General features: G+C 64.1%; 10 protein-coding genes. All 10 read left to right on the forward strand.

The features are described from left to right. Window positions 1-211: 211 nt before the first annotated feature. The 10 genes from I6F12_RS04800 to I6F12_RS04845 all read left to right on the forward strand — a co-directional run bounded on the left by I6F12_RS04800 (window position 212) and on the right by I6F12_RS04845 (window position 14,263). Window positions 212-1,792 carry a Do family serine endopeptidase gene (locus I6F12_RS04800; RefSeq protein WP_225155614.1) on the forward strand — a complete coding sequence of 527 codons (1,581 nt, stop codon included), beginning with the start codon at window positions 212-214 and terminating at the stop codon, window positions 1,790-1,792. A 276-nt stretch (window positions 1,793-2,068) separates the two neighbouring features. Then, window positions 2,069-2,749, forward strand: a complete 681-nt coding sequence (locus I6F12_RS04805; protein WP_036023302.1) for a response regulator transcription factor — start codon at window positions 2,069-2,071, stop codon at window positions 2,747-2,749. Between the two features lie 181 nt (window positions 2,750-2,930). Continuing rightward, a complete protein-coding gene (locus tag I6F12_RS04810) occupies window positions 2,931-4,157 on the forward strand; it encodes a TetR family transcriptional regulator (protein WP_225155615.1) in 1,227 nt (408 codons plus the stop codon). 275 nt (window positions 4,158-4,432) lie between these two features. Then, window positions 4,433-5,665, forward strand: coding sequence for a branched-chain amino acid ABC transporter substrate-binding protein (locus I6F12_RS04815; protein WP_225155616.1), 1,233 nt, complete (start codon window positions 4,433-4,435; stop codon window positions 5,663-5,665). 114 nt (window positions 5,666-5,779) lie between these two features. Next, the gene (locus I6F12_RS04820) at window positions 5,780-6,727 is read left to right on the forward strand and encodes a branched-chain amino acid ABC transporter permease (RefSeq protein WP_036005767.1); all 948 of its coding nucleotides are present in this window, start codon (window positions 5,780-5,782) and stop codon (window positions 6,725-6,727) included. Continuing rightward, window positions 6,724-8,028 (forward strand): branched-chain amino acid ABC transporter permease, encoded by a 1,305-nt coding sequence (locus I6F12_RS04825; RefSeq protein WP_225111756.1) that lies wholly within the window; start codon window positions 6,724-6,726, stop codon window positions 8,026-8,028. The genes I6F12_RS04820 and I6F12_RS04825 overlap by 4 nt, the downstream gene beginning before the upstream one ends. Further along, complete coding sequence (locus I6F12_RS04830; RefSeq protein WP_036005761.1) at window positions 8,025-8,774, forward strand: ABC transporter ATP-binding protein; 750 nt, start codon at window positions 8,025-8,027, stop codon at window positions 8,772-8,774. The genes I6F12_RS04825 and I6F12_RS04830 overlap by 4 nt, the downstream gene beginning before the upstream one ends. Then, the gene (locus I6F12_RS04835) at window positions 8,774-9,469 is read left to right on the forward strand and encodes an ABC transporter ATP-binding protein (protein WP_036005758.1); all 696 of its coding nucleotides are present in this window, start codon (window positions 8,774-8,776) and stop codon (window positions 9,467-9,469) included. Before I6F12_RS04830 ends, I6F12_RS04835 begins: the two co-directional genes overlap by 1 nt. A 367-nt stretch (window positions 9,470-9,836) precedes the next feature. Then, window positions 9,837-11,297: an ATP-binding protein gene (locus I6F12_RS04840; protein WP_036023279.1), complete on the forward strand. Its 1,461-nt coding sequence runs from the start codon at window positions 9,837-9,839 to the stop codon at window positions 11,295-11,297. Next, window positions 11,294-14,263 carry a bifunctional [glutamine synthetase] adenylyltransferase/[glutamine synthetase]-adenylyl-L-tyrosine phosphorylase gene (locus I6F12_RS04845; RefSeq protein ID WP_225155617.1) on the forward strand — a complete coding sequence of 990 codons (2,970 nt, stop codon included), beginning with the start codon at window positions 11,294-11,296 and terminating at the stop codon, window positions 14,261-14,263. Before I6F12_RS04840 ends, I6F12_RS04845 begins: the two co-directional genes overlap by 4 nt. Window positions 14,264-14,353: the final 90 nt, after the last annotated feature.

A 14,353-nucleotide genomic window follows, 5' to 3' on the forward strand; every position in this document is an offset into this window, starting at 1 on the left:
TTCGCGCTTGCCGCGTGGTCGGGGGACTCGATTAAGTTCCTGTAAGGCCACGATTTTTGGCCTGTGCTGAACTGCCGCATCCGCCTCGACACATCATTACGAAAGTTTAACCCCGCCGCCAGCGCGCGGTAAGGCGGGAGTCCCCATCTTCAGGTCCGCAAGGTGCCGGCATCTGGCACCAACAGGAATTCAGGGCTCTGGAGATTTCCGCATGAACGATCGTATCGACCTTTCGAACCTCCCGTCCTACCGGCAGCCGCGCCGGTCGGTGTTTTCCGCGCGCAAGCTCGCGTTGATGGCTTCCGTCGTCGCCGGTCTCGGCGCGGCCGTCTATGGCTTCAGCCCGTCGTCCTCGCCGGCCGACCTGTTCTCCAGCCCGGCGCATGCGCAGGTCAACAACGAGGTCCGCAAGGTCGAGCGTCCGGTCGGATTCGCCGACGTCGTCGAGCGCGTGAAGCCTTCGGTGATCTCGGTCAAGGTCAACATGAAGGAGAAGACCGCGAGCAATGACGACGGCGACGATTCCTCCTCGCCGTTCCAGCCGGGCTCGCCGATGGAGCGCTTCTTCCGCCGCTTCGGTGGTCCGGATGGTTTGCCCCCCGGCCTGAAGGGCGGCCGTGGCCGCGTCGTGCAGGGGCAGGGCTCCGGCTTCTTCATCTCGGCTGACGGCTATGCCGTGACCAACAACCACGTGGTCGATGGCGCCGACAAGGTCGAGGTTACCACCGACGACGGCAAGACCTACACCGCCAAGGTGATCGGCACCGACCAGCGCACCGACCTCGCGCTGATCAAGGTCGAAGGCAGCACGAACTTCCCGTTCGCCAAGCTCGCCGACAGCAAACCGCGGATCGGCGACTGGGTGCTCGCGGTCGGCAATCCCTTCGGTCTCGGCGGCACCGTGACCGCGGGCATCGTCTCGGCGAGCGGCCGCGACATCGGCAACGGCCCGTATGACGATTTCATCCAGATCGACGCGCCCGTGAACAAGGGTAATTCCGGCGGTCCGGCCTTCGACACCAACGGCGAGGTGATGGGCGTCAACACCGCGATCTACTCGCCCTCCGGCGGCAGCGTCGGCATCGCGTTCTCGATCCCGGCCAACACCGTCAAGAGCGTGGTTGCGCAGCTCAAGGACAAGGGCTCGGTCAGCCGCGGCTGGATCGGCGTCCAGATCCAGCCCGTCACCTCCGACATCGCCGACAGCCTCGGCATGAAGAAGGCCGAAGGCGCGCTGGTGGCGGAACCGCAGGCCAACGGTCCGGCGGCAAAGGCCGGTATCGAGTCCGGCGACGTGATTACCGCGGTCAACGGCGACCCCGTCAAGGATGCCCGCGAGCTCGCCCGCACGATCGGCGGCATGGCGCCCGGCGCGTCCGTGAAGCTCAACGTGCTGCACAAGGGCCAGGACAAGGTCGTCAACCTCACCCTCGGCCAGCTGCCGAACACGGTCGAGGCCAAGGCCGACACCGACAAGGACAGCGGCAAGGGCGCCAGCAAGGGCACCGACGTGCCGAAGCTCGGCATGACCGTTGCGCCGGCCAATTCCGTGGCCGGTGCCGGCAAGGAAGGCGTCGTGGTCACCGAGGTCGATCCGAAGAGCGCGGCGGCCGAACGCGGCTTCAAGGAAGGCGACGTGATCCTCGAGGTCGGTGGCAAGAGCGTGGCGACCGCCGGCGAAGTCCGCGACGCCATCAATGCGGCGCGGACCGACAACAAGAACAGCGTCCTGATGCGCGTGAAGAGCGGCGGCCAGTCGCGCTTCGTCGCGGTGCCCATCGCCAAGGGCTGAGGCCTTCAGGAGGCCCACGAGATGAAGGGTGCCGCCGGCATCAGTCGCCCCCGCCGCCGGTGCCCTTCGGGGAAGCAGCGCAACGCTGGCTTCCCTCATCTACCTTCCGGTGGAATTACGCCCCCCTCCGTCGGAAGGCCTAGGGCGGTGAGGTCCCCCCAGCTTCACCGCCCGCCTTTTTCCCCGCTTCGAGCCTCTCCTGCTCGGCTTGCATGCGGTCGCCGCTCGCGCCATGTTTAGAGAAGGTTGACCTCCTTGACCGCCGCCGAACGCACGATGCGCCTCCTCATCATCGAAGACGACCGTGAATCCGCCGATTACCTCGCCAAGGCGTTTCGCGAAGTCGGACACATCGCCGACCACGCCGCCGACGGCGAGGAAGGCCTCGCCATGGCAGAGAACGGCGAATACGACGTGCTGGTGGTCGACCGCATGCTGCCCAAGCGCGACGGGCTGTCGCTGATCGGCGCATTGCGCGACAAGGGCAATACGACGCCGGTGCTGATTCTCTCCGCGCTCGGGCAGGTCGATGACCGCATCAAGGGTCTGCGCGCGGGCGGCGACGATTATCTGCCGAAGCCCTATTCCTTCGCCGAGCTGCTGGCCCGCGTCGAAGTGCTGTCGCGCCGCCGCGGCGGTCCCGCCGAGGAGACGCTTTATCGCGTCGGCGATCTCGAGCTCGACCGGCTCTCGCATCGCGTCGCCCGCGGCAAGGACGAGCTGACGCTGCAGCCGCGCGAATTTCGCTTGCTCGAATACCTCATGAAGCACGCCGGCCAGGTGGTGACGCGGACCATGCTGCTGGAGAATGTCTGGGACTATCATTTCGATCCGCAGACCAACGTCATCGACGTGCACATCTCGCGGCTGCGCTCCAAGATCGACAAGGGCTTCGAGCGCCCGCTGCTGCACACGATCCGCGGCGCCGGATACATGATCCGTGACGGCATGAGATAGGGCGTTCGGCGTCGATCTACGGCGCGCCTGCAATCATCGGCTGCGTCTTCATTTGCACCGCCGTCCGAGGGTTGCGGGCGATACTGGCCTAACGCCTCGTCCGATGGCAAGAATATCCGACGTGTGGTAGTGGACGTTTCACCGGGGTGAATCCGTCCACGATCAGGAAGGATATTCAAGCTTGCAAGTCGCCGCCTTCCCGTCCGACCGAGCTGAAGAGATCCTCGTGTCGGCTTCCAAGCTGTTTGCCCGCCATAGCTATGCGAATGTGACGATGGAGCAGGTCGCAGCATCGGTTCGATCGGTGCCGGGAGCGCTGTACCACTACTTCCGCGACAAGGAAGACCTGATCTTTCACTGCTACCTGCGCGGTCTTGCGATCTACAGGCACGAAATCGAGACGGCGGCCGAACCCGGGATAGACGGGCTCGAAATCGTCAGGCGCTTCATAAGAGCCCGGCTGCGGCCTGAAGGCCAGCGCATGATCCTGTTCTCCGACATCGATGCACTGGCTGCGTCTTACAGCAAAGACGTGCATGCCAGGCGCTGGCAGAATGCCGCGCTGCTCGCCGACTTTCTGAAGCGTGGCATTGCCGACGGCTCGATTGCCTGCGAGGAGCCGCTCCTTACGGCCGTCGCCCTCATCTCCATCCTGGATTGGGTTCCGTTCTGGTTCTCCGAGCGCGACTATTATTCGCGCCAGCAGGCGATTGATGCCATTGACGACATCATCACGCATGGGGTGTATCGGCGTGAGATTGCCTTACCGGACATGCCTGAAGCGCCGAGCCTGGCACCATTTCTCCAGTCCCGCTCGAAATTGAACAAGCGCGCCGCGAAGCTGGACAGGATGCTCTCGATTGCTTCGGACAGTTTCAATCGAAGGGGCGCGTCCGGTACGTCGCTCGAGAGCATCGCGGCGGAGGCAGGCATGACCCGCGCCGGCATCTATTATCATTTCAGCGAGAAGGAGCGCCTCTTGCTGGCTTGCCTGCGAAGAGGTCTGGCCGGTGAGATCGGGATTCGAGGATATTTGCAGGACCTGAGGCTCGGGGCGTTCGATTACGTCGTCCAGAGAGTCCGCCTGTTGTTGATGCTGCACGATACCCCTTGCGGCCCGAAGGCGACCTACCACAACATCAACTATCTCAACGACGTTGACCGCAAGCACTATGTCAGGCAGGTGCTCGCAACGATCCAGCAGGACCAGAGAAACCACCAGTGTTGGATCGACGAGGGATACTTCCGCAGCGTCGACACTTACTTCGCCGAACGCGTTCTGACTGGAATGGGCCACTGGTACCCGATCTGGTTCAGGGACGAGCGGAGCTGGTCTCCGATGCAGATTGCCGATTATTTTTCGCGGCTGTTCCTTTTGGGGCTCAAGCCCCGTCGGGGAGTGGTATAAAGCAACCAATCTGAGACCCTGATCGCGCTCTTCATCCTTTTCCGTTCGGACTTGATGTCAGCCGCAGATTGAGCGCGGCTTTGATCCCAAAAGTTGCCTGTGAATTCAATATTCCGGACGGCGCGCGGCAATCTTCACGAGAAGGCCGCAATTACTTCTTGCACCAAAACTTTACACAGTATTCAATATTGGAGTAGCGAAGAGTGGGCGCGACCGACGTTGTGAGTCAGCTTCGATCGCCAAGGACAAGAACATACAAAAGGGAGAAGGCCAGGATGCACAAGCTCGCAATTGCTGCGGCGGCAGCGCTGACGATGCTCGGAGGAGCGGCATTCGCGCAGGAAACAATCAAGTTCGGCTACATCGATCCGCTGTCCGGCGGTGGCGCCAGCATCGGTGAAGGCGGCTTGAAGACGTTCCAGTATCTGGCTGACGAGATCAACGCCAAGGGCGGCATATTGGGCCGCAAGATCGAGATTCTGCCTCTCGACAACAAGACCAACCCGCAGGAAAGCCTGGTGCAGGCGCAGAAGGCCATCGATGTCGGCGCCCGCTTCATCACGCAAGGCAACGGCTCGTCGGTCGCCGCAGCGCTGTCCGACTTCGTTACCAAGAACAACACGCGCAATCCCGGCAAGGAAGTGCTCTACTTCAACTATGCCGCCGTAGATCCGAGCCTGACCAACGAAAAGTGCAGCTACTGGCATTTTCGCTGGGATGCGAGCTCCGACATCAAGATGGAAGCGCTCACCAGCTACATGAAGGATGTCCCCGCGATCAAGAAGGTGTACCTGATCAACCAGGACTACTCCTTCGGCCAGTCGGTGCGTGCGGATGCGCGCAAGATGCTGGGCGCCAAGCGGCCCGACATCCAAATCGTCGGTGACGAACTGCATCCGCTGTTGAAGATCACCGACTTCTCGCCTTATATCGCCAAGATCAAGGCTTCGGGCGCCGATAGCGTCGTGACCGGCAACTGGGGCCAGGACATCGCACTGCTGCTCAAAGCCGCGGCGGACGCCGGCCTGAAGGTCAATTGGTACACCTACTATGCCGGCGGCGCTGGTGGTCCGACCGCAATCAAGCAGACCGGTCTCGACCATCAGGTCTTCCAGATCACCGAGGGCTTTGCCAATTCCGGCCACCAGCCGGCGATGGACTTCGAAAAGACCTTCCGTGCCAAGGTCAACATGTCGCTTTGGTATCCGCGCGCCGTCAACGAGATGCGCATGTTCAAGGCCGCGGCCGAGAAGGCCAACTCGCTCGACCCGGTGAAGGTCGCGGCTGCCCTCGAGGATCTCAAGTTCGAGGTGCTGGATGGCGGTGAGGGCGTCATGCGCAAGGACGATCACCAGTTCTTCCAGCCGATCTACATCTCCTCCTTCGGCAAGCTCGCTGCAGACGAGCCGTTCGACGAGGAAGGCACCGGCTGGGGATGGCATCTGGTTTCCAAGATCGACACATCCAAGACGATGGTTCCCACAACCTGCAAGATGACCCGGCCGTAAGCCTGGAATAGCTTTGCCTTCCCGCAGCCGACAGCGGCTCGCGGGAAGGTTGCTGCTCGCATCCGGACCGACTTCGCCGGGGCCGTTTCTGTCCCGGCCAGAGGTGTGATTACTGTGCTTGAACTGATCGTTATATCGACGCTGAACGGTCTGCTGTTCGGCATGCTGCTGTTCCTGCTGTCGAGCGGCCTGACCGTCATCTTCAGCATGATGGGCGTGCTCAACTTCGCCCATGCCAGCTTTTACATGCTCGGCGCCTTCTTCGGTTTCCAGCTCACCAAATGGATTGGCTTCTGGCCGGCCCTGCTGCTGGCTCCGCTGCTGGTCGGCGCGATCGGCATGGCGGTCGAGCGCTACGGCCTGCGCAATACGCACAAGCACGGCCATGTGGCGGAGTTGCTCCTGACCTTCGGTCTTGCGTTCGCGATCGAAGAAATCGTGGCGATGATGTGGGGCAGGAGCCCCGTCGATTACCGCGTGCCGGCGCTGCTCGACTTTCCGGCCTTCACGATCTTCTCGACGAATTATCCCGCCTACAAGATTTTCATGCTGGCTGTGTCGATCCTGATATTCATCGTGTTGCTGATGGTGCTCAAGCGCACGAGGGTGGGCCTGATCGTTCAGGCCGCGCTGACGCATCCCCATATGGTGGGGCATCTCGGTCACAATGTCGGACGCATATTCATGCTGGTGTTCGGCGTCGGCAGCGCGTTGGCGGGAATTGCCGGCGTGATCGCCGGTCCGGCGCTGGTGACGCAGTCCGACATGGCCGCGGCGCTGGGACCGATCCTGTTCGTCGTCATCGTGTTTGGCGGCCTCGGCTCCTTGCCGGGCGCCTTCATCGCCTCGCTGGTGATCGGCCTGATACAGACCTTCGCGGTGGCGCTGAACGGTTCGTTGGCGAGCGCCTTCGGTCCGCTCGATCCGTCGGCAGGGCCGTCCGTGCTCACCGACATCTGGAACGTCACCATTGCCCAGGTGGCGCCGATCGTACCCTACCTGCTGCTGGTGATCATTCTGATCGTACGCCCCATGGGCCTGATGGGGACGCGCGAGACATGAACGCCAAAACGACATCGACGCCGACATCGACAATCGCAGGGAAGCCGGCCGGCGACGGCCTGCGCTTCTACGGCATATGGCTTGCCGGCATCGCCGTGCTGATCGTGCTGCCGCTGATCTTCTCCTCCGGCGGCTCGCTGACGTCCTTCAGCCTGATCGGCATCGCGATCGTGTTCGCGCTGTCCTACAACATCCTGCTCGGCCAGACCGGCCTCTTGTCGTTCGGCCATGCGGTGCATTACGGCCTCGGCGGCTTCGCAGCGTGCCACATGATGAATGCAGTGGTCTCGCACGGCTGGCCAATCCCGCTGCCGTTCATACCGCTGTTCGGTGGACTCGGCGGCCTCGTTTTCGCGATCATCATCGGCTGGCTGATGACCAAGCGGGCTGGTACCGTGTTCTCGATGATCTCGCTCGGCATTGCCGAACTGGTGGCGTCGTCCTCGCTGATCCTGCGTTCGGTGTTCGGCGGCGAGTCCGGAATATCGACCGACCGCACGGCTTTGCCGAAGATCTTCGGCTTGAGTTTCGGCCCGCAGCTTCAGGTCTATTACCTCATCGCGTTCTGGCTGGTGATCTCGGCCGTCGCGATGTATGCGCTGACGCGGACCCCGCTGGGGCGAATCAGCAATGCGGTGCGGGACAACCCCGAGCGCGTCCAGTTCATCGGTTATGATCCGCACGTGGTGCGCTACATCGCCTTCTGTTTTGCCGGCTTCTTCGCTGGCGTGGCAGGGGGCCTGGCCGCGATCAACTTCGAGATCGCCAACGCCGCCTATCTCGGCGCGATCCAATCCGGCCTCGTGCTGTTCTCGACCTTCATTGGCGGCGTCGCGTACTTCTTCGGACCCATCCTGGGTGCAATCCTCGTGACCTATCTTCAGCTCGGGCTGACCAGCGTCACCGGCGTGTGGCAGCTCTATTTCGGCATTATCTTCATCGGCATCGTGATGCTGTCCCCCGGCGGCATCGCCGGGCTGGTCATGATGCACCGGCCGCTGGTTCGCGCCGGAACTCTGCCGACGGTGATCCCTTCCTATCTGATCGCGGCGGTGCCGACCTTGGCACTGGCTTGCGGTGTGATCCTGACGATCGAATCGATCGCGCGCACGCATAGCGGTCAGGGCAATCCGATCAACCTGTTCGGCGTTGCCTTCAGTCCGGCGTCGCCGCTGACGTGGGCGAGCGCGGCGGTCCTCCTCATCGGCGGCTTCTTCGTCGCGCGCCTGAGCTGGCGGCGCGTCGCCGAGGCATGGGACCGCGCGGCGACGGTCGCGCGCGATCGGGGGTACTTGGCATGACGGCAGCGATCGAAGTCCGCGCCGTTGAGAAGCGCTTTGGCAATGTCGGCATCATCCGCGATCTCAATCTCAGCGTCGCGCAAGGTGAGCGTCACGCCATCATCGGTCCGAACGGTGCCGGGAAATCGACGACGTTCAATCTCATCAGTGGCCACATCAAGCCGACCTCGGGCGAGGTGAGACTGAACGGCGATGTGATCTCCGGCCTCAGGCCGTTCGAGATCAACCGGCGCGGCCTGTCGCGGTCGTTCCAGGTCACCAACGTATTCGCGCGCATGTCGGTCTGGGAGAACGTCCGCTGTGCCGTGCTGTGGGCGACGGGGCACCGTTACGCCTTCTGGAAGAACGTCGATAGCCTGCCGGAGGTGCGCGAGCGCACGGCGCAAATCCTCGACGACATCCATCTGACGCATCGGCGCGATGTTCCGGCCGGCTTGTTGACCTACGCGGAGCAGCGCGAACTCGAGATCGGCATCACCATCGCCAGCGGCGCGACCGTCGTGCTGCTGGACGAACCGACGGCGGGCATGAGCCACGCCGAGACCGACCGCGCGGTGTCGCTGATCCGGCGCCTGACCGAGGGCAAGACCCTGGTCATCGTCGAACACGACATGAGCGTTGTGTTCGGCCTGGCCGACCGCATTTCCGTGCTGGTCTACGGCCACATCATTGCTTCCGGCACGCCGGAGGAGATCAGGCGGGACCCGAAAGTTAAGGAAGCCTATCTCGGCGAGGAGGCGCACTGATGCTGGAGGTCAGGGACCTGCACGCCTATTACGGCAAGAGCCACATTCTCCAGGGCGTCGATCTCGACGTTGCGGCAGGCGAGGTCGTCAGCCTGCTCGGCCGCAACGGCGTCGGACGTTCGACCACTGTCAAGGCGATCATGGGCGAGGTTGCGCCGCAAGGCACGATCCGCTTCAAAGGCAAGGACATCGCGGGGCTGCCGAGCTACAGGATCGCGCGCCTCGGTCTCGGCTATGTGCCGGAGCATCGGGACATCTTTCCGGGGCTGACGGTCCGCCAGAATCTGCTCCTCGGCATCAAGGATACGCGGCGTCCCGGCAAATGGCAGCTTCAGGACATGCTCGACATGTTTCCGAATCTTGCCGCGCGGGCAGATACGCCTGCGGGGGTGCTGTCAGGCGGCGAGAAGCAGATGCTCACGACGTGCCGGACCCTGATGGGCGACCCCGATCTCATCATGATCGACGAGCCGACCGAAGGTCTTGCGCCCTTGATCGTGCAGCAGGTCGGCGATCTCATCGCCCGCATTGCGCAGGCCGGCGTCGCAATTTTGCTCGTCGAGCAGAAGCTGTCGATTGCGATGAAGATCTCCAACCGCGTCTACGTCATGGGGCACGGTCGTGTGGTCTTCGAAGGTACGCCCGAGCAACTGAAATCAAACAGCGACGTTCGCGCGCAATGGCTGGAAGTGTGAGGGAAGCCGGCGGGTTTGACCGCAATGGCGCGATGCCCTCGACAAGGACGTCCGCCCGTAACGGCTGATGTTCCTCAGCGTGGTCGGAAGGGGAGGCCCACAGCGGATCACTGCTCCCGCAGGCTCCGTCCGGTGTCCGCATGGCCCGAGCTTGCGGGGATTTAACTTGGTTCCGATCGAGTGCCCCTTTAACGTTCCGCGTGCGCCTATCACGTGTGGTCACGAATGCCTTTCGCGTTGCTCGTTCCACAAGGGACCTAGGCGCAGGTGCGACAATCTATAAGGCTATGTTATTGTAAACAAAGCGAAATACGTGAGTGTCGATGCTCGTGATGCAGGCGCGTGGTTGAAACTGGGTACATGATCCGTGACGGCATTCGGTAAACTCGTCCGCACCACGGCGTTCCGGCTGACGCTGGTCTATCTGCTGCTGTTCGCGATGTTCGCGGCCTCGCTGCTGGCCTATTTCGCCTGGAATACGCGGCGGCTGATCACCGAGGAGATCACGCAGACCGTCAATGCCGAGACCTCGGAGATCAACGAGATCTACGACCGCCGCGGCCTAGTCGGTCTCGTGCGCACGATCGAGTATCGGGCGCTGCGGCCAGGCGCCAATCTCTATCTCGTGACCACGCCGACGGGCCAGGCGATCGCCGGCAATGTCGGCTCGCTGGCGCCGGGCGTTATGGCGACGCGCGGCTGGTCGGAGACAGCCTACCGGCGGATCGAGGACAGCGATGACCGCGATCATCGCGCGCTCGTTCGCGTCACCGAATTGGAGAACGGCTTCCGGCTTCTGATCGGCCGCGACCTCGCCGAGCGGCGGCGCCTGTTCGGCATCGTCGCCAAGGCGGCGCAATTTTCGGTCCTGATCGTCGTCGTGCTCGGCCTCGGCGGCGGCATCTTCGTCGCGCGGCGGGTGCTGAGGCGCATCGACGCGATGACCGGCACGGCGCAGCGGATCATGACCGGCGATCTCAGCGAGCGCCTGCCGGTGGGGCGCAGCGGCGACGAGATCGATCGCCTCGCCGAGAACCTCAACGCCATGCTGGAGCGGATCGAGGCGCTGATGGCGGGACTGAAGGAGGTTTCCGACAACATCGCCCACGACCTCAAGACGCCGCTGACACGGCTGCGCAATCGCGCCGAGGAGGCGCTGGCGAGATCAGGCTGCGAGGCGGATTATCGCGCCGCGCTGGAGCGGACCATCGAGGAGTCCGACGGGCTGATCCGGACCTTCAACGCGCTGCTGATGATCGCGCGCGCGGAATCCGGACAGGCGCGCGGCAACATGGACGACTTCGACGCCGCAGAGGTCGCGGAGGGCATCCACGAGCTCTACGAGCCGCTCGCCGAGGACGACGGCATGACCCTGAAGGTCAAGTGCGAGCCGACGCCGGTTCATGCCAATCGCGAGCTGATCAGCCAGGCGCTCGCCAATCTTGTCGAGAACGCGATCAAATACGGCCAGCCCGCGGCACAGCCGGCGGGAACCGTGGTCAGCATGGACGCGAGGCAAATCACGATCGAGGCGAGGCGCGAGGGCGACCAGGTGCTGCTCAGCGTCACCGATCGCGGCCCCGGCATCCCCGAAGCCGACCGCAAGCACGTCATCGAGCGATTCGTGCGGCTGGAGGCCAGTCGCACGCTGCCGGGCTCGGGCCTCGGCCTCAGCCTCGCCTCGGCGGTGGCGACGTTGCACGGCGGCGAATTGCGCTTGGGCGATGCCCATCCCGGCCTCGTCGCCACGCTCGTGCTGCCGGCGCGCGCGGGCGCCGGCGACAGGGTTGCTCCGCCAACACCGGATGTGCCACAGAAGGTGGCATGAACCACTCCGCGCCGGGAAACGCGGACAAGCATGGTGAGAGGCTGGCCGCACGCTTCGCGGAGGCTCCCCATATTGCCGCTTCCGCAACCGACGAACGCCGTTTCGAAAGCTGGCTGGCCGAGCTCGAGCCGGCGCAATCGGCCCGTCTCGAAACGCATCTCGGCCATCCCTTCGCCCGCGAGATCCTGACCGGGATTGCGGAATTCTCGCCCTATCTGTTCGAACTGGTGCGCGCCGATGCCTTGCGCCTGATCCGGCTGCTCGAATGCGATCCGGATGCGCATCTGACGGCGCTGATCGCGGAGGCGCGCAGCGCGGTGCTCGCGGCTTCGGAGGAGGCCGAGGTGATGCGGCTGCTCCGCCGCATGAAGGCTGAGGCTGCGCTCCTGATCGCGCTGTGCGATATCGGCGGTGTCTGGCCGGTGATGCGGGTGACGGCGGCGCTGACCGATGTCGCGGTGTCCTCGGTGCAGGCGGCACTGCAATATCTGCTGCGGCAGGAAGCCGCACGCGGCAAGCTCTCACCGCCCAATCCCGAGGCACCCGAAGAGGGCTGCGGGCTGATCGTGCTCGCGATGGGCAAGATGGGTGCGGGCGAGCTGAACTATTCCAGCGATATCGATCTCATCGTGTTCTTCGATCCCGATGCGACGACCCTCGCACCCGATATCGAGCCGCAGCCGTTCTTCGTCCGCGTGACGCAAGGCATGGCGCGCATCCTGCAGCAGCGCACCTATGATGGTTACGTCTTCCGCGTCGATTTGCGGCTGCGGCCCGACCCGTCCTCGACGCAGGTGGCGATCTCGCGGGACGCCGCGCTGAACTATTACGAGCGGGAAGGGCGGACCTGGGAGCGCGCCGCGATGATCAAGGCGCGGACCTGTGCCGGCGATTCAAAAGCGGGCGAGGCATTGCTCGCCGAGATCGGGCCGTTCGTCTGGCGCAAGCATCTCGACTTTGCCGCACTTGCCGACGTACACGACATGAAGCGGCAGATGCAGACCTATCGCGGCCAGAGCGAGGTTGCGGTCGAGGGCCACAACGTCAAGGTCGGACGCGGCGGCATTCGCGAGATCGAATTCTTCGCGCAGACCCAGCAATTGATTGCCGGCGGCCGCCATCCGGAATTGCGGGTGCGGCCGACACTGCGGGCGCTTGACGTGCTCGCCGCCAGCAACTGGATCACTGTGGCGGCGCGTGACGAGCTGGCGACCGCCTACGAATTCCTGCGCCGTGTCGAGCATCGCCTGCAGATGATCGCCGACGAGCAAACCCACACGCTGCCGGAGGACAAGCAAGCGGTCGAGCGCTTTGCGTGGTTCTTCGGCTATCGGACTCGGGAGGCCTTTGCGCGCGACCTCTTGCGCCAGCTCCAGATCGTCCAGGGCCATTACGAAAAACTGTTCGAGGGCGATGACCCCACCGGCACGGCGAGGCTGCCGGCGCTCGACTACGGTGCGGGCCCCGATGATCCGCGCCTGCTGCAGCACCTCGCGACGCTCGGCTTCAAGAAGCCCGCCGCGGTCGCGCAGACGGTGCGCGACTGGATCACCGGCGACTATCGCGTCTTCCGCGTTGAGGCGACGCGAAGCGCCTTCGTCGAGTTCGTGCCGGCCTTGATCGACGGCCTTGCCCATGCCGAAGAGCCGGATCGCGCCGTCGTTTCGTTCGATCATTTCCTCGGCGCGCTGCAGCGCGGCGGCCGGCTGATCACGCTGCTCGGCCAGAACCGCGATCTCGTCGCGCTGGTGGCGCTGGTGCTGGGAGCCGCGCCGCGGCTCGGCGACATGCTGGCGCGGCAGCCTCAGCTGATGGACGGCCTGATCGATCCGCGCTTCTTCGGCGCCATGCCCGACAGGCAGGAATTGTCGGGGCGGCTCGCGACCACCGTGCAGGACGCCGGCTCATACGAGGAGTTCCTCGATCGCCTGCGCCTGTTCGGGCAGGAGAGCCTGTTCCTGATCGGCACACGCATCCTCTCCGGCACCGTCTCGGCGCAGCAGGCGAGCACGGCCTTCGCCGACGTCGCGGAGGGAATCGTCCACACCGTGCACGGTCTCGTCGCCGATCGCTTCGCCGCCCAGCACGGCCGCATCAAGGGTCAGGAGACCGCGATCGTCGCGATGGGCCGGCTCGGCAGCCGCGAGATGACGGCCTCGTCCGATCTCGACCTGATCCTGCTCTATGATTTCGACGGCGACCATCCGGACTCCGACGGGGTGAAATCGCTTCACGGCGCACACTATTTCGCCCGTTTCACCCAGCGCCTGATCAGCGCCTTCACGACCCGCACCAATTACGGCGTGCTCTACGAGATCGACATGCGGCTGCGGCCCTCGGGACGCGCAGGTCCGGTGGCTTCGAGCCTCGTCTCGTTCGCGGACTACCAGGCGAACGAAGCCTGGACCTGGGAGCACATGGCATTGACGCGTGCGCGCGTGGTCTCGGCTTCGCCCGAATTCCGGGAACGGATCGAGCGCGTCATCCGCGATGTCCTGACCCGCCGCCGCGATCCCGCCATCACCGCCAACGACGTCGCCGACATGCGGCGCGCGATCGCGCAGGAGAAGGGCGAGGCCGATTGCTGGGATCTCAAGCATGCCGCCGGCGGCATGGTCGATATCGACTTCCTCGCGCAGTATCTCCAGCTCGTGCACGCGCACGACAAGCCCGAGATTCTCGACGTCAGCACCATGCAGGTGCTGGAGAACGCCTGCAGGATCGGCGTGCTCGCACAATCGGAGACGGAGATCCTGCGGGCCGCGGCGCGGCTCTATCACGACCTCACCCAGATCCTGCGGCTCTGCGTCAGCGAGCGCTTCAAGCCTGAAACCGCCGGCACCGACCTGCAACGCGTCATGGCGCGGGCCGGCGACGCGCCGGATTTCTCCTCGCTGGAGGCGCGGGTCAAGGAGACGCAGAGCGAGGTGCGGCGCGTGTTCAGGGCGCTGCTGGAAGGGTCATAGCCTGCTTCAGCGCGGTGACCGAGCTCATCGCTCAGAAGCTGCGATTGCGGATTCGGACCGATTTGCAACCGCAATCGAGCGATACGGATT

It is taken from the genome of Bradyrhizobium sp. IC4059 (assembly GCF_020193615.1).
GTDB lineage: Bacteria > Pseudomonadota > Alphaproteobacteria > Rhizobiales > Xanthobacteraceae > Bradyrhizobium > Bradyrhizobium yuanmingense.